This is a genomic window from Nocardioides lijunqiniae, from assembly GCF_015024225.1.
Lineage (GTDB): Bacteria > Actinomycetota > Actinomycetes > Propionibacteriales > Nocardioidaceae > Nocardioides > Nocardioides lijunqiniae.
Genome location: NZ_JACJGM010000013.1, coordinates 82,139 through 96,633 on the forward strand (window position 1 = coordinate 82,139; position 14,495 = coordinate 96,633).

General features: G+C 73.1%; 17 protein-coding genes. 10 read left to right on the forward strand and 7 right to left on the reverse strand.

Going from position 1 to position 14,495, the window contains the following annotated elements:
- Nucleotides 1–218: 218 nt before the first annotated feature.
- Nucleotides 219–1,160: a 1,4-dihydroxy-2-naphthoyl-CoA synthase gene (locus IRQ30_RS10315; RefSeq protein ID WP_193612807.1), complete on the forward strand. Its 942-nt coding sequence runs from the start codon at nt 219–221 to the stop codon at nt 1,158–1,160.
- 32 nt (nt 1,161–1,192) lie between these two features.
- On the opposite strand, the gene IRQ30_RS10320 is transcribed toward IRQ30_RS10315, so the two are convergent.
- Nucleotides 1,193–1,651 (reverse strand): hypothetical protein, encoded by a 459-nt coding sequence (locus IRQ30_RS10320; RefSeq protein ID WP_193612808.1) that lies wholly within the window; start codon nt 1,649–1,651, stop codon nt 1,193–1,195.
- Between the two features lie 31 nt (nt 1,652–1,682).
- Entirely contained in the window at nt 1,683–2,039 is a 357-nt protein-coding gene (locus tag IRQ30_RS10325) for a YciI family protein (protein ID WP_193612809.1), read from the reverse strand.
- A gap of 121 nt (nt 2,040–2,160) precedes the next feature.
- Here IRQ30_RS10325 and IRQ30_RS10330 point away from each other — a divergent pair, with 121 nt between their 5' ends.
- From IRQ30_RS10330 to thpR, 6 genes are read left to right on the forward strand one after another with little or no spacing between them, the layout of a single operon-like run.
- Nucleotides 2,161–2,772, forward strand: a complete 612-nt coding sequence (locus IRQ30_RS10330; RefSeq protein ID WP_193612810.1) for a class I SAM-dependent methyltransferase — start codon at nt 2,161–2,163, stop codon at nt 2,770–2,772.
- Nucleotides 2,769–3,455: an NAD-dependent deacylase gene (locus IRQ30_RS10335; protein ID WP_193612811.1), complete on the forward strand. Its 687-nt coding sequence runs from the start codon at nt 2,769–2,771 to the stop codon at nt 3,453–3,455. Before IRQ30_RS10330 ends, IRQ30_RS10335 begins: the two co-directional genes overlap by 4 nt.
- 35 nt (nt 3,456–3,490) lie before the next feature.
- Nucleotides 3,491–3,988, forward strand: a complete 498-nt coding sequence (locus tag IRQ30_RS10340) for a DUF3592 domain-containing protein (RefSeq protein WP_193612812.1) — start codon at nt 3,491–3,493, stop codon at nt 3,986–3,988.
- Between the two features lie 30 nt (nt 3,989–4,018).
- Nucleotides 4,019–5,173: an acyl-CoA dehydrogenase family protein gene (locus IRQ30_RS10345; RefSeq protein ID WP_193612813.1), complete on the forward strand. Its 1,155-nt coding sequence runs from the start codon at nt 4,019–4,021 to the stop codon at nt 5,171–5,173.
- Nucleotides 5,170–5,886, forward strand: a complete 717-nt coding sequence (locus IRQ30_RS10350; protein WP_193612814.1) for a VIT1/CCC1 transporter family protein — start codon at nt 5,170–5,172, stop codon at nt 5,884–5,886. The genes IRQ30_RS10345 and IRQ30_RS10350 overlap by 4 nt, the downstream gene beginning before the upstream one ends.
- 13 nt (nt 5,887–5,899) lie before the next feature.
- Entirely contained in the window at nt 5,900–6,469 is a 570-nt protein-coding gene (thpR, locus tag IRQ30_RS10355) for an RNA 2',3'-cyclic phosphodiesterase (protein WP_193607924.1), read from the forward strand.
- Between the two features lie 112 nt (nt 6,470–6,581).
- On the opposite strand, the gene IRQ30_RS10360 is transcribed toward thpR, so the two are convergent.
- The 4 genes from IRQ30_RS10360 to upp form a co-directional block, all read right to left on the reverse strand.
- On the reverse strand, nt 6,582–7,376 hold the full coding sequence (locus tag IRQ30_RS10360) for an inositol monophosphatase family protein (RefSeq protein WP_193612815.1): 795 nt from the start codon (nt 7,374–7,376) through the stop codon (nt 6,582–6,584).
- A gap of 58 nt (nt 7,377–7,434) precedes the next feature.
- Nucleotides 7,435–8,892 carry a Re/Si-specific NAD(P)(+) transhydrogenase subunit beta gene (gene pntB / locus IRQ30_RS10365; RefSeq protein WP_193612816.1) on the reverse strand — a complete coding sequence of 486 codons (1,458 nt, stop codon included), beginning with the start codon at nt 8,890–8,892 and terminating at the stop codon, nt 7,435–7,437.
- A gap of 1 nt (nt 8,893) precedes the next feature.
- Nucleotides 8,894–10,423: a Re/Si-specific NAD(P)(+) transhydrogenase subunit alpha gene (locus IRQ30_RS10370; RefSeq protein ID WP_193612817.1), complete on the reverse strand. Its 1,530-nt coding sequence runs from the start codon at nt 10,421–10,423 to the stop codon at nt 8,894–8,896.
- Nucleotides 10,424–10,517: 94 nt separating this feature from the next.
- Nucleotides 10,518–11,159 (reverse strand): uracil phosphoribosyltransferase, encoded by a 642-nt coding sequence (gene upp, locus IRQ30_RS10375; RefSeq protein ID WP_193607920.1) that lies wholly within the window; start codon nt 11,157–11,159, stop codon nt 10,518–10,520.
- Nucleotides 11,160–11,269: 110 nt separating this feature from the next.
- On the opposite strand from upp, the gene IRQ30_RS10380 reads away from it, so the two are divergent.
- The 3 genes from IRQ30_RS10380 to IRQ30_RS10390 are packed head-to-tail and all read left to right on the forward strand — an operon-like array spanning nt 11,270 to nt 13,463.
- Nucleotides 11,270–11,755, forward strand: coding sequence for a tRNA adenosine deaminase-associated protein (locus IRQ30_RS10380; RefSeq protein ID WP_193612818.1), 486 nt, complete (start codon nt 11,270–11,272; stop codon nt 11,753–11,755).
- A 26-nt stretch (nt 11,756–11,781) separates the two neighbouring features.
- Nucleotides 11,782–12,231, forward strand: a complete 450-nt coding sequence (locus IRQ30_RS10385; RefSeq protein WP_193612839.1) for a nucleoside deaminase — start codon at nt 11,782–11,784, stop codon at nt 12,229–12,231.
- Nucleotides 12,232–12,269: 38 nt separating this feature from the next.
- Nucleotides 12,270–13,463, forward strand: a complete 1,194-nt coding sequence (locus tag IRQ30_RS10390; protein WP_193612819.1) for a hypothetical protein — start codon at nt 12,270–12,272, stop codon at nt 13,461–13,463.
- On the opposite strand, the gene IRQ30_RS10395 is transcribed toward IRQ30_RS10390, so the two are convergent.
- Nucleotides 13,460–14,482 carry a LacI family DNA-binding transcriptional regulator gene (locus IRQ30_RS10395; RefSeq protein ID WP_338089652.1) on the reverse strand — a complete coding sequence of 341 codons (1,023 nt, stop codon included), beginning with the start codon at nt 14,480–14,482 and terminating at the stop codon, nt 13,460–13,462. The two genes, IRQ30_RS10390 and IRQ30_RS10395, sit on opposite strands and share 4 nt — an antisense overlap.
- Nucleotides 14,483–14,495 lie beyond the last annotated feature (13 nt).

Here is a 14,495-nt window from a genome sequence, read left to right on the forward strand (position 1 = left end):
AGCGGTGGTCCGGGGCGCGGAACGGGGTCGCGGGTGGGTCGTGTGTCGCAGACCGCGCCGGGGCGCTGCCTCCGGCACACGACCCGATCGGCCACGCCGCCGGGCCCGCGCGCCCTCCGGCCGGCGACGGGTCGTGTGCCGCAGCCCGCGCCGGAGCGCTGCCTCCGGCACACGACCCGATCGGACCACCCCCCGATCCCGGTCACTACAGTCGCCGCATGAGTGCCATCGCCGGTGTGTCGGAGACCTTCGACCCCGAGGCCTGGGACCCGGTCCCGGGCTTCGAGGACCTCACCGACCTGACGTACCACCGCGCCAAGGCGCACGGCACGGTGCGCGTCGCCTTCGACCGCCCCGACGTCCTCAACGCCTTCCGCCCGCACACCGTGGACGAGCTGCTCCGCGTCCTCGAGCACGCGCGCATCAGCAGCGACGTCGGCTGCGTGCTGCTCACCGGCAACGGCCCGGGCGAGCGCCACGGCAAGTGGGCGTTCTGCACCGGCGGCGACCAGCGGATCCGAGGTCGCGCGGGCTACCAGTACACGCGACCGGAGGGAGCAGACGGCAGAGCGGGCGAGACCTCAGAGTTTGTCGACAAGGCCAAGCTCGGGCGGCTGCACATCCTCGAGGTCCAGCGCCTGATCCGCTTCATGCCCAAGGTCGTCATCTGCGTCGTGCCCGGCTGGACGGCCGGCGGCGGCCACAGCCTCCACGTCGTCTGCGACCTGACCATCGCGAGCAAGGAGGAGGCGCGCTTCAAGCAGACCGACGCCGACGTCGGCTCCTTCGACGGCGGCTTCGGCTCGGCCTACCTCGCCCGCCAGGTCGGCCAGAAGTTCGCCCGCGAGATCTTCTTCCTCGGCCAGGAGTACGACGCCGAGGACGCCGTCCGCATGGGCGCCGTCAACAGGGCCGTCCCGCACGCCGAGCTCGAGGCGACCGCGCTGGAGTGGGGCCGCCTGGTCAACGGCAAGTCCCCGACCGCGCAGCGGATGCTCAAGTACTCCTTCAACCTCATCGACGACGGGCTGGTCGGCCAGCAGATGTTCGCCGGCGAGACCACCCGCCTGGCCTACATGACCGACGAGGCCGCCGAGGGCCGCGACCAGTTCCTCGAGAAGCGCGAGCCCGACTGGTCGCCGTTCCCCTGGTACTACTGATCCGGTCCACGGAGCGGCCCAGGGGGCGGCCCCTAGCAGTGCTTGTGCTGGGCGAAGTCGTCCTCGCTGGCGACGATCGGCTCCTGGCCGTACCCCGGCTCGTTCAGCCACAGCACCTTGCCCAGGCCGAGCCCGACAAGGTCACGGCGCCGAGCCCTCGTGAAGTCGACCTGCGCGTCGATGTCGTCGGTCTCGGCGGAGGCGACGTACGAGCCCGCGGGCAGGTCCGCGGCCAGCAGGCCCGTGTCGAACGTCTGCACCGCGTCGTGACCCATGCTGACGGAGTCGTCGGACCAGACGAGGTCGGGGGACAGCTCGTGCTCCCGCTGCAACATGACGGACTCGATCACCGCGCTGCATGTCTCCACCATCACGATGACGTGCCCGTCGGCGTTGACCATCATCCCGATGCTGCCCTCATCCGCGGGACCGCACGCGGTGAGCAGCGGCACCAGGAGCACGGCGACCCACGCTCGTCTGAGGGAGATCACGTCGGCATCGTGCCACTCGCAGGACGAACCGTCAGTCGTCGTCGGGCAGCGACCCGAAGAGGCGGACCTCCTGGGGCCAGCCGCAGGCCTCGGCCAACCGGCCCGCCCACTCCTCGGCGCTCGCCCGGTCGGGCACGTCGACGATCGCCAGCCCGCCCAGGACCTCCTTGGTCTCGGCGTACGGGCCGTCGGTGACCAGCAGCTCGCCCGAGGTGGCGTCGGCGCTGGAGACCGGGCCGTCCTCGACGAGACCGCCGGCGAAGACCCAGACGCCGACGTCCTTCATGTCCTCGACGACCGCCGCCGCGAGCGGGCCGCGCGAGCGGAACCACTCCTCGGGGTGGTCGCCCACCCACTGCTGGTTGAAGTAGATCAGGTACTGCGCCACGAGGACTCCTCTGTCGGTGGGGACCACCATGGTCCGCCGTCACCCTGCCCACGAGCAGCAGCGACGCGATACGACACGTGCGCCGCGAGGTCGTCAGCCCGGTGTGGAAGCCTGGGGTCCCATGACCCTCTGGCAGCGCATCGCGCGCGAGACGACCGGCGAGGACTACGCCGCCGCCTACGCGCGCCGGTTCGCGAGGATGGCCGAGCGCGGGCAGGACGTGCACGGCGAGGCCGCGCTGGTCGAGGCGCTGCTGGCCCCGCCTGGCCGTGTGCTCGACGCCGGCTGCGGCACGGGCCGCATCGCCGTACGCCTGCACGAGCTCGGGTACGCCGTCGTCGGCACCGACGTCGACGCGTCCATGCTCCGCGAGGCGCGGTCCGCCGCGCCGCACCTGGACTGGCGCGAGGCCGACCTCGCGAGCCTCGACCTGGGGGAGACGTTCGACCTGGTGCTGCTCGCGGGCAACGTGATCCCGCTGCTCGAGCCGGCCACGCTCACGGCCGCCGCCGAGCGCCTGGCCGCCCACTGCGTGCCCGGCGGCCTCGTCGTCTGCGGCTTCGGGCTCGACGCCGACCACCTCCCGGGGGACTGCCCGGTCACGCCGCTCCCCGACGTGGACGAGGCGTTCGCCGCCGCCGGCCTGGTCCCGGAGGAGCGCCTCGCGACCTGGGACCGCGCGCCGTACGACGACGGCGGGTACGTCGTGACCGTGCACCGGAGGTCGGCATGAGGGTCGTCGTGCTCACTGGTGCCGGGATCTCCGCCGAGAGCGGGGTGCCGACGTTCCGCGACGCCGACGGCCTGTGGGAGGGCCACCGCGTCGAGGACGTCGCAACGCCGGAGGCCTACGACCACGCACCGATCACCGTCCACCGCTTCTACGACGCCCGCCGGGCCGCGCTCGCCGGCGTCGAGCCGAACCCCGCGCACCACGCGCTCGCCCGGCTCGAGCAGGGGCTCGGCGACGACCTGCTCGTCGTCACGCAGAACATCGACGACCTCCACGAGCGCGCCGGCTCCTCGCGGGTGCTGCACATGCACGGCCAGCTGCTGTCCGCGCTCTGCCGGGCCTGCGGCGGACGGATGCGCTGGGACGGTGACCTCGTGGACCTGCCGCCGTGCCCGGGGTGCGGCGTGAGCGAGCTGCGGCCCGACGTGGTGTGGTTCGGCGAGATCCCCTACGAGATGGACCGGATCTCCGACCGGCTCGCCGAGGCCGACCTGTTCGTCTCGATCGGCACCTCCGGCGCGGTCTACCCCGCAGCCGGGTTCGTCCAGGCGGCGGCGTCGTACGGCGCCCGGACGCTCGAGCTCAACCTGCAGCCGAGCGAGGGCACCGACTGGTTCCACGAGTCCCGCCACGGCCCCGCGGGGGTCCTGGTGCCCGCCTGGGTCGACGAGGTCCTGGGCTAGGTAGCCTGTGCGCTCCATCGTGGGAGGGCACTCGGATGTGGGGCAAGGTCGGGTTCTGCGGGGTGCTGCTGCTCGCGGCGGGCTACGCCGGCGCGCAGGCCAACAGCGACGACCGGCTCGACTCGCTGGAGTCGCTGCGCGACGGCTCCGGGGTCCGGGTCGAGGCGACCGTCACCGGCACCCACGAGGTGGAGCGTCGGCAGAAGAGCGGCCGGCGCACCTACACCACCCGCACGGTGACCTGCCCCGTCTACACCTACGCCGACGAGGCGGGCGTGGAGCGCGAGCACCGCGAGCGCTACGCCTGCAAGGACGTCTCGGTGGGCGACACGTCGCCGCTGATCTACGACCCCGACGCGGCCGCCGAGGTCTACCTCGACACCGACGCCACCACCGACCGGCTGCAGGGCAGCGCCCGGATGCCGTTCTGGCTCACGACGGCCGGCGTGGTCGTGCTGGTCCTGTCCGTCGTCGGAGCCGTGCTCGGCTTCGTGGGACGCCGGCGGGCGAGGGCGGCGCCCACCTCGGGCTGAGTGGGGCTACCCGTCGGTAGGATCGCGCGCATGAAGCGTGAGATCTACGACGAGGACCACGAGGCGTTCCGCTCGTCCGTCCGCGAGTTTCTGGACCGGTCGGTCGTCCCCCACGTCGAGGAGCACGCGGCGGCCAAGGCGCTGCCGCGGGAGTTCTGGCTCGAGGCCGGCAAGCAGGGCCTCCTCGGGCTCGAGATTCCTGAGGAGTACGGCGGCCAGCGCGATGACGGTGCGGGCGACTACCGGTTCAACGCCGTGCTGTTGGAGGAGCTCTCCAAGGTCAACGCCGCGCTGTCCTCGTGCGTGGGCATCCACGCCGACATCGTCACGCCGTACCTCGTCGAGCTCACCACCGAGGAGCAGCGCCGGCGCTGGCTGCCCGGGGTGGCCTCGGGCGAGCTGCTCACCGCGATCGGGATGACCGAGCCCTCAGGCGGCTCCGACCTGGCCGCGCTGAAGACCTCCGCCGTGCGCGACGGCGACGGGTGGGTCCTCAACGGCTCCAAGACGTTCATCACCAACGGCTACTCCGCCGACCTCGTCGTCGTCGCGGCGCGCACGGCGCCGGAGAAGAAGGCCAAGGGCATCACGCTCTTCGGCGTCGAGACCTCCGCCGAGGGCTTCTCGCGCGGCCGCAAGCTCGACAAGGTCGGCCAGGACGAGTCCGACACCGCCGAGCTCTTCTTCGAGGGCGTGCGGCTGACCGACGACGACATCGTCGGCGAGCTCGACCAGGGCTTCATCCACATGATGCAGAACCTCCCGCAGGAGCGGCTGGGCTGCGCGATCTCGAACCTCGCGCACGCGCGGCAGATCCTGGTGGAGACGCTGCAGTACACCAAGGACCGCAAGGCGTTCGGTCAGGGTGTCGGCTCCTTCCAGCACAACAAGTTCCTGCTGGCCGAGCTCTTCACCCAGGTCGACGTCACCCAGGCCTACGTCGACCAGTGCGTGCTCGCGCACGCCAAGAAGGAGCTCACCGCGGTCGACGCGGCCAAGGCCAAGTGGTGGACCTCCCAGGTGCAGAACGAGATCCTCGACCACTGCGTCCAGCTGCACGGCGGCTACGGCTTCATGAACGAGTACCGCGTGGCCCGCGCCTGGCGCGACGCCCGGGTCTCCAAGATCTGGGCCGGCTCCAACGAGATCATGAAGGAGCTCATCGGCCGCGACCTCGGGCTGTGAGCGCCTCCGTAGGACCCCACGAGGGCGAGCCGCACGAGGAGTCCTCCCGCAGCAGGCTCAACTGGCTGCGCGCCGGTGTCCTGGGCGCCAACGACGGCATCGTGTCGACCGCCGGGATCGTCATGGGCGTCGCCGGTGCGACCACCGACCGCAGCGCGATCACGATCGCCGGCGTCGCCGGGCTCGTCGCGGGGGCCATGAGCATGGCGGCCGGCGAGTACGTCTCGGTGAGCACCCAGCGCGACTCCGAGCTGGCGCTGCTCGACCAGGAGCGGCGCGAGCTGCGCGACGAACCCCAGGACGAGCTGGCCGAGCTCGCCGGCCTCTACGTCGGCAAGGGGCTCGACGAGGAGCTCGCCGTCGAGGTGGCGCGCCAGCTGACGGCGTACGACGCCCTCGGCGCCCACGCCGAGGCCGAGCTCGGCATCGACCCCGACGAGATCACCAGCGCCTGGAACGCCGCCCTCGCCTCCATGGTCAGCTTCACGCTCGGCGCGCTGCTGCCGCTGCTCACCATCCTGCTCGTCGGCCAGGGAGCCCGGGTCGGCGTCACCGTCGGCGCGGTGGCGGTCGCGCTCGCGCTCACCGGCTGGGCCAGCGCCCGACTCGGCTACGGGCCCGCGGGGCGCGCGGTGGTGCGCAACGTCGCGGGCGGGCTGTTCGCGATGGGGGTCACCTACCTGATCGGGTCTCTCCTCGGCACGCACCTCTGACTAGGCTCGTCGGATGGGGCAGCGCATGTTCGTGGCCGTCGTGCCACCACTGGTCGTGACCGAGCACCTCGACGCGTTCCTGGAGCCCCGCCGCGAGGCGGCGTCGTTCCGCTGGGCGCCGTTCGACCAGCTGCACCTCACGCTGGCCTTCCTCGAGTCGGTGCCCGACCGCCGGCTCGACGACCTCGTCGAGCGCCTCGGGTCCGCCGCCGCGCGCCGTACGCCGTTCGCGACGCGGGTGGCCGGCGGGGGAGCCTTCCCCGACGTGGCCCGCGCCCGCGTCCTCTATGCCGACCTGGCGCTCGAGCCCGACGAGAGCACCTCGCTCGAGCGGCTCGCCGCGGGCACTCGCACCGCCGCGGCGACCTCCGGCATCGAGATCGACGGCCGCCGCTTCCGCCCGCACCTGACCGTGGCCCGCATCGGCCGGCCCACCGAGGTCACGAGCTGGGTGCGCCTGCTCGACGCCTACGAGGGCCCGACGTTCACCGTCGACCAGGTGTCGCTGATCGCCTCGCACCTCGGCCAGGGCGCGCGCCGGCGTCCGCGCTACGAGCTGGTCGAGACGTTCCCGCTGGGGTGAGGGGCGGGGCCCCCGACCGTTTCCCCAAGGGATGCAGGTGGACCGTCACTTCCCTGGGGATGCAGCGCGAGGGAAGTGACGCTTCGGCTGCATACCTTGGGGAAACTGCCCCCTACGCCGACGACGAGACGCCCGGCAGCGACGGCACCAGCCCCTGCACGAGGTCGTACGTCGCCGGGTCGGCCGCGGCGATGAGCCCGCGCGGCTCGGGCTCCTGGGGCCGGTAGGCCGCGCCGCCGAAGGTGCCGACGTGGCCGCCGGTCTCGCTGAGCAGCAGCGAGCCGGGGGCGTGGTCCCACGGCTTCGTGCCGGCGTAGAGCGCGTAGTCGGCGCCGCCCTCGACGAGCTGGGGGTAGTCGACGCCGCAGCAGACCCAGGTCAGGTCGAGCGCGCGCAGCGTGCCGAGCGCCCGCCCGATCCAGGTACGGCGTGAGGTCACCCCGCGCACGGCGTCGCGCAGCGGCGGGCGGACCAGGGGCTCGCCGTTGCGCCAGGCGCCCGCGCCGCGCTCGGCGACGAAGGAGACCTCGTGCTGGGGCTGCCAGATCCAGCTGCGCACCACGTCGCCGCCGCGCAGCTCGGCCACCATGACCGCGTGGTCGGGGGAGCCGGCGACGAAGTTCTTGGTGCCGTCGACGGGATCGACGGTGAAGGCGTGCTCGGCGGCCTGGTAGCGCTCCAGCACCGAGGCGTCGGCGGCCGTGGCCTCCTCGCCGAGCACGACGGCGCCGGGGTAGGCGGCCTCGAGGGCGTCGGTGAGCAGCACCTCGGCCTCGCGGTCGGCGACGGTGACCAGGTCACCCGGTCCCTTGTGCGAGATCTCGGCACTCGCGAGGGCGCGGAAGCGGGGGTTGATCACCTCCGCGGCCACGTCCTTGAGCAGGGTCAGGACGGCGTCGGTCTCCACCCTCCGAACCTACCCAGGGCGGATGAACGTCCGACGAACGAGGGTCGGCTCGGCAGGCTCAGGACGGCAGGGCGCGCACGATGTCCTCGACGCGGTCCTTGGCGTCGCCGAACAGCATCCGGGAGTTCTCCTTGAAGAACAGCGGGTTCTGCACGCCTGCGTAGCCGGTGGCCATCGACCGCTTGAAGACGATCACGTCGCGCGCGTGCCAGACCTCGAGCACGGGCATGCCCGCGATCGGGGACCCGGGCTCGTCGAGCGCCGCGGGGTTGACCGTGTCGTTGGCCCCGATGACCAGCACCACGTCGGTCGACGCGAAGTCCGCGTTGATCTCGTCCATCTCCAGGACGACGTCGTAGGGCACGCGGGCCTCGGCGAGCAGCACGTTCATGTGTCCCGGCAGCCGCCCGGCGACCGGGTGGATGCCGAAGCGGACGTCGACCCCGCGGGCGCGCAGCTTGGCGGTGAGCTCGGCGACCGGGTACTGCGCCTGCGCCACCGCCATGCCGTAGCCCGGCGTGATCACCACCGACGAGGCGTCGGCCAGCAGCTCGGCGGCCTCGGCGGCCCGGATCTCGCGGTGCTCCCCGTAGTCGCGGGCCTCGCCGCTGACGGCGCCGTCGGAGCCGAAGCCTCCGGCGATGACCGAGATGAACGAGCGGTTCATCGCCTTGCACATGATGTAGGACAGGATCGCGCCGGAGGACCCGACGAGCGAGCCGGTGATGATCAGCAGGTCGTTGTCGAGCAGGAAGCCCGCGGCCGCGGCCGCCCAGCCGGAGTAGCTGTTGAGCATCGAGACGACCACCGGCATGTCGCCGCCGCCGATCGCGGCGACCAGGTGGAAGCCCAGCGCCAGGGCCAGCGCGGTCATCAGCAGCAGCGGGATGATCCCGTTGTCGTGGTCGTTCATGAACCACACGAGCAGCGCCACCGAGAGCACGATGATCGCGAGGTTCAGCAGGTGCCGACCGGGCAGCGCGAGCGGCGTCGACTTCATCCTCGCGCTCAGCTTGAGGTTGGCCACGATCGAGCCGGTGAAGGTCACCGCGCCGATGAAGACGCCGATGAACACCTCCACCTCGTGGATCGTCCCGAGCGACCCGACGGTGGGCGCCTCGGGGTCGAGGAAGGAGTTGAGGCCCACCAGCACGGCCGCCAGGCCGACGAAGCTGTGCAGGATCGCGACCAGCTCGGGCATCCCGGTCATCTGGACGGTGCGGGCGCGCCACGCGCCGATGACCGCACCGACCAGCATCGCCGCCAGGATCGCGCCCAGGGTGGAGCCGAGCCCGCGCCAGTGGTCGAGCGGGTCGGGCAGCTCGGCCTGGCGCGCGGCCAGGAGCAGGGTGGCGAGGAGGGCGAGGCCCATGCCGACCATGCCGGCGAGGTTGCCGCGCTTGGCGGTCTCGTGCCGGGACAGGCCGGCCAGCGCGCCGATGAACAGCACGGCCGCGATGATGTAGGCCGCCTGCACCAGCCCCGGCAGCTCGTCCGAGGTCAGGAAGTCGCTCATCTCAGTCCTTCCTGAACATCTCGAGCATCCGCAGCGTCACGAGGAACCCGCCGAAGATGTTGATGCTCGCCACGAGCACGGCCACGGTCGCGAGGACCGAGACGGCCACGTCGGTCGACCCGACCTGGAGGATGCCGCCGACCAGGATGATCCCGCTGATCGCGTTGGTCTCGCTCATCAGCGGCGTGTGCAGCGCGTGCGCGACGTTGGAGATGACGTAGTAGCCCACGAAGACCGCGAGCACGAAGACCGTGAAGTGGTTGAGGAACGGCCCCGGCGAGTACGCCGCCAGCACGGCGAACAGCACGGCGCCGAGCGCGGCGGCGTAGACCTTGCGCCGTGGGTCGGGCGGCGGCTTCGGGGCCGCGGGCTCGACGGCCGCCGCCGGCGCCGCCGGCGGCGCCGCGGAGACCTGCACGGGCGGGGGCGGCCAGAGGAGCTCGCCGCCGTGGGTGACCGTGATGCCGCGCTGGACGACGTCGTCGAGGTCGAGGACCAGCTGACCGTCCTTGGCGGGGGTGAGCAGCTTGAACAGGTTGACGACGTTGGTGCCGTAGAGCTGGGAGGTCTGCGCCGCCAGACGGCCGGCCAGGTCGGTGTAGCCCAGGATCGTCACCAGGTTGCCGGTGACGACCTTCTCGTCGGCGACGGTCAGCTCGCAGTTGCCGCCGTTGGCCGCCGCCATGTCGACGACCACGCTGCCGTTGGCCATCCCCGCCACGGTGTCGGCCGTGATCAGCAGCGGCGCGGGCCGGCCCGGGATCAGCGCGGTGGTGATGACGATGTCGGCGGCGCGCGCCTCCGCGTCGTACATCGCGGCGGTGGCGGCCACCTGCTCGGCGGTCATCTCCTTGGCGTAGCCGTCGGCGCTGACCTCCTGCTCCATGTCGACCGTGACGAACTGCGCGCCCATCGACTCGACCTGCTCGGCGACCTCGGGCCGCACGTCGAACGCCCGCACGACCGCGCCCATGGCGCCGGCCGCCCCGATCGCGGCGAGGCCGGCGACTCCGGCGCCGACGACGAACACCCGGGCGGGCGGGACCTTGCCGGCGGCCGTGACCTGACCGGTGAACTGGCGACCGAACACGTGGGCGGCCTCGATCACCGCGCGGTAGCCCGCGACGTTGGCCATGGAGGAGAGCACGTCCATCGACTGCGCCCGGGAGATCCGGGGCACGGCGTCCATCGCGAGGGCGGTGACACCGGCCTGGTGCAGCCGCTCGACGAGCTCGGGGCTCCGTGCCGGCGCCATCAGCGACACCACCGTCGCCTGCGGGCGCAGGGTCCGGATCTCGGCCGGGGTGGGGGCGTTGACCTTGACCACGACGTCGCTCTCCCACACCTCGTCGGCGGGGACCACGGTGACGCCGGCCTCGGTGAACGCGTCGTCCGGCTGGTCGGCGAGCAGCCCGGCGCCGGACTCCACGACCACCTCGTAGCCGAGTCCGACCAGCTGGGCCGCGGTCTTCGGGGTGGCGGCGACGAGGGTCTCGCCGGCCTTGGACTCGCGCGGGATGCCGATGCGCACGCTGCCTCCTGTGGGTTGAGCCGCAGGTCAACCTACACAGCGCGACGTGTGACCTGGCTCACTGCCCAGGCCCGTCGGTCCACGACCCCGAGGGTCAGTGCGCGAGCCCGTAGAGCCGGTCGCCCGCGTCGCCGAGGCCGGGCACGATGTAGCCCTTCTCGTTGAGCCGCTCGTCCATCGCCGCGGTGACGACGGTGACGGGGACGTCGAGGCCGGTCAGCGCCTCCTCGAGGCGCGCGCAGCCCTCGGGAGCGGCGAGCAGGCAGATCGCGGTGATGTGGTCCGCGCCGCGGTCGGTGAGGAAGCGGATCGCCGCGGCGAGCGTGCCGCCGGTGGCCAGCATCGGGTCGAGGACGTAGCACTGGCGCCCCGACAGGTCCTCGGGCAGCCGCTCGGCGTACGTCGACGCCTCGAGCGTCTCCTCGTTGCGCATCATCCCGAGGAAGCCGACCTCGGCCGTCGGCAGCAGCCGCATCATCCCGTCGAGCATGCCGAGGCCGGCGCGCAGGATCGGCACGACCAGGGGCTTGGGGGTGGCCAGCCGGACGCCGGTCATGGGCGACACGGGCGTCTCGATCTCGTGCGGGTCGACGCGCACGTCGCGGGTGGCCTCGTAGGCCAGGAGCGTGACCAGCTCGTCGGTGAGGCTGCGGAACGTCGGCGAGTCGGTGCGCACGTCGCGCAGCGTCGTGAGCTTGTGGGCGACGAGCGGGTGGTCGACGACGTGGGTACGCATGCGCAAACCGTAGTGGAACCCGAGGCGAAGAGGGTTGGCCGTCGCCGCTGGGCGTGCCACCCTGGAGGAGTCCGGTGCCACGACCGGCGGGAGCGAGCGGAGGAGCGGCGATGTCCCAGACCTCCGACGGCGTCGACTTCGCGCTGGCCGCCTACCGCGAGGAGGGCGTCTGGACCGTGCACGAGCTCGTCCACGACACCCTCGCCGACGTGGAGACGCTGGCCCACGCCCTGCGCCGGTTCCCCGGCGACCACGGGGCGGTCGGCCTGGTCGCCGTCGACGAGGACTTCTTCGTCGTCGTGCGCGTCGCCGGCCCCCGGACCCGGGTCCTGCTCTCCGACGTCACCGCCGCCGACGAGTGGGAGCTGGCCTCCTCGGCGCTCGACTTCCTCCGCCTGCCGCCGCTCGAGGACGACGACGAGCAGGCGCCGGCCGGCGACCTCGACCTCCTGGGCGACCTCGGCGTGCCCGCGATGGACCTCGCGATCCTGCTCGACGACGTCGACTCCTACCCCGACGAGATCCTCTCCGAGGTCGCCCGCCGGATGGGCTTCGGCGAGCAGTTCGACGACGCGGTCGGCCTCACCTCCGCGTGAGCGACCGCACGCCGTGGCGCGAGCCCATGCTCGCGGCCCTGGACCAGGCGCGCGCCGCCCTCGCGGCCGACGATGTCCCGATCGGCGCGGTGGTGGTGGCCGCCGACGGCGCGATCGTCGCGACCGGTCGCAACGTGCGCGAGGCCGAGGGGGACCCCACGGGTCACGCCGAGGTCGTGGCGCTGCGGGCCGCGGCCGCGGCGAGGGGGGAGTGGCGCCTGGACGGCTGGACGCTCGTCGTCACCCTCGAGCCCTGCACGATGTGCGCAGGGGCCGCCGTGCTCAGCCGGGTCGACCGGGTCGTCTTCGGCGCCTACGACGACAAGGCCGGCGCGGTCGGCAGTCTCTGGGACGTGGTGCGCGACCGGCGTCTCAACCACCGCCCCGAGGTGGTGGCGGGGGTCCTCGCCGAGGAGTCGACGACCCTCCTCGAGGACTTCTTCGCCTCCCAGCGTGCCAGGGCTTCACCAGATTGAGGGGACGCGTTCACCCGAGCGGGGTTAGGCTTCTGCTCGTGTCGATCCGTGCCGGTCTGGGAGTGCTCGCCACGCTGGCCGCGGCCACCGTGGCGTCGGTCGCTCCTGCCCACGCAGACTCGACCGTGACCGTCCGCGGGACCGCCTTCCCCGACGCCGGGGCGCAGCTCGGCTTCGTCGGCTGCAGCTCCCTCTTCGACCGCGCGCCGGAGCAGGTCCAGCCCCGCATCGGCCGCGCGCCCGGGCTCGCTCCCGCCGGCCAGCGCAGCCTCGGCTTCGACCTCGCCGGGGGCAACGCCATGGGCGGGCTCTTCTCGGTCGCCTCCGTCTCCCGCGCCACCGCCGCCGGCATGACCGTGCACGCGCCGAGCGGTGGCACCGGCGTGGCCTACGCCGGCTACCGCTCGCCCGCCGACGTCGGCACCGACCTGGTGTGGTTCGGCCGGGCCACGGTCACCGCCGCGACCGGCGTCTGGCAGAACGTCGACGCCACGCTGCTGTCCTACGTCTGGACGAAGTACGACCTCGCCACCGGCCGGGTCGTGACGCCGGCCTCCACCGCGCCCGCCACCACCGTCCGCGCCTTCGCGGCCGCCAACGGCGGCGACGGCCCCGGGCTCTTCACGGTCGGGTTCGGCTGCGACGGCCGCCCCTTCAGCATGGACGCGCTGCGCTCCGGCACCCGCGGTGCCGTCACGACGTACGACGTCGAGGGGCTGGCCACCTCCACCCAGATGCTCGGCGGCCGCACCACCGTCGAGGCCGGCGAGAGCGTCGAGCTCCGGGGCGTCCTGGAGGTCTCCGGCGGCGTCGTCCCGGACGCCACCCTCCTGCTCGAGGAGCTGCCCGCGGGGGCGGAGCGCTGGACGACGGTCGCCGTCGTGGACGCCGACGACGCCCGCGTGACGGTGACGCCGACGACCCGCACCTCCTACCGCTGGCGCTTCGTCGACCGGCCGCTCGCCGAGGCCAGCGAGTCGCTGACCTACGTCGTCGACGTGGCCCCCACGGCGCCCGCCCCGGCGCCGTCCCCCGCTGCGCCGTCCGCCGACCCGGCCCCGGCCCCGGCGCCCCCGAAGCCGAGCCCCCAGCCGACGCCGAAGCCGCCGAAGCCGCCCAAGCCCTCCCCCTCGCAGGCGCCCACGCCCGCACCGGTGCCCACGCCGCCCGCCCCTGAGGCGACGCCCGTGACGCCCACGTCGCCCGTGACGGCGCCCCCCACCGACGGCTAGTTCTGCGTGGAGCGCCGGGCCACCAGGTCCGGCGTGAAGGTGATCTGCTGGTGCCGGTGCGCCGGGTTGGTCGCCTCGTCGAGCAGGAGCTCCGCCGCGGCCCGGCCGAGGCTGCCGCGCGGCTGGCGCACCGACGTGAGCGGCACCGCCGCGGCGGCCGCGAAGTCGATGTCGTCGAAGCCGACGATCGCCAGGTCCTCCGGCACCCGCCGGCCGATCTCGGTCATGTGCTGCAGCAGGCCCAGCGCGACCAGGTCGTTGGCGCAGAAGGCCGCGGTGGGCCGTCGGCGCTCCGACAGGCCGGCCAGCCGCTCGCCGGCCTCCCGGCCGTCGGCGAAGGTCAGGCCGGGGGTGGTGATGGCGACCAGCCCGTCGTCGGGCAGGCCCGCGTCGCGGAACGCCTCGCGCGCGCCCTGGTGCCGGTCGCGCACCTGGCCGATGGAGGAGGGCCCGCCGACGAACGCGATCCGGGTGTGTCCGCGCTCCACCAGGTGCTCGACGGCCAGGCGCCCCCCGGCCACGTCGTCGGCGGCCGCGGAGCAGAAGCTGTCGTCGTCGCGGGTGCGGTCGACGATCACGAGCGGCGTGTGGCGCGCGATCTCGTCGAGCAGCGACGACGAGGCGTCGACCGGCGTCAGCAGGATGCCCTGCACGCGCTGCTGCTGCAGGTTGCGCAGGTACGCCGCCTCACGTCGCGGGTCGTTGTCGCTCGTGCACAGGAACAGCGACAGGTCGGAGTCGGCGGTGGCGCGGTCGATGCCGCCCGCGACGTCGGTGAAGAACGGGTTGCTCACGTCGAGCATCACGTAGCCGATGACCCGGCTGTGCCCCGCGCGCAGCTGCCGGGCGGACTCGTTGCGCACGAAGCCGAGCTCCTGCATGGCCGCCTGCACCTTGGCCCGGGTGGCGGGGCTAACCCGGTCCGGCCGGTTGAGCACGTTGGACACGGTGCCGAGGGAGACCCCCGCTGCCGCGGCGACGTCGACGACCGAGGCGTCGCGCCCCCCTTGCTGCACCACCCGTGGCTCCCTT

Bases quoted from the DNA above. Each gene is read 5' to 3' on its own strand.
- IRQ30_RS10315 (WP_193612807.1), top strand. From the start codon at position 219: ATGAGTGCCATCGCCGGTGTGTCGGAGACCTTCGACCCCGAGGCCTGG.
- IRQ30_RS10330 (WP_193612810.1), top strand. From the start codon at position 2,161: ATGACCCTCTGGCAGCGCATCGCGCGCGAGACGACCGGCGAGGACTAC.
- IRQ30_RS10335 (WP_193612811.1), top strand. From the start codon at position 2,769: ATGAGGGTCGTCGTGCTCACTGGTGCCGGGATCTCCGCCGAGAGCGGG.
- IRQ30_RS10340 (WP_193612812.1), top strand. From the start codon at position 3,491: ATGTGGGGCAAGGTCGGGTTCTGCGGGGTGCTGCTGCTCGCGGCGGGC.
- IRQ30_RS10345 (WP_193612813.1), top strand. From the start codon at position 4,019: ATGAAGCGTGAGATCTACGACGAGGACCACGAGGCGTTCCGCTCGTCC.
- thpR (WP_193607924.1), top strand. From the start codon at position 5,900: ATGGGGCAGCGCATGTTCGTGGCCGTCGTGCCACCACTGGTCGTGACC.
- pntB (WP_193612816.1), bottom strand. From the start codon at position 8,892: ATGAGCGACTTCCTGACCTCGGACGAGCTGCCGGGGCTGGTGCAGGCG.
- upp (WP_193607920.1), bottom strand. From the start codon at position 11,159: ATGCGTACCCACGTCGTCGACCACCCGCTCGTCGCCCACAAGCTCACG.
- IRQ30_RS10380 (WP_193612818.1), top strand. From the start codon at position 11,270: ATGTCCCAGACCTCCGACGGCGTCGACTTCGCGCTGGCCGCCTACCGC.
- IRQ30_RS10385 (WP_193612839.1), top strand. From the start codon at position 11,782: ATGCTCGCGGCCCTGGACCAGGCGCGCGCCGCCCTCGCGGCCGACGAT.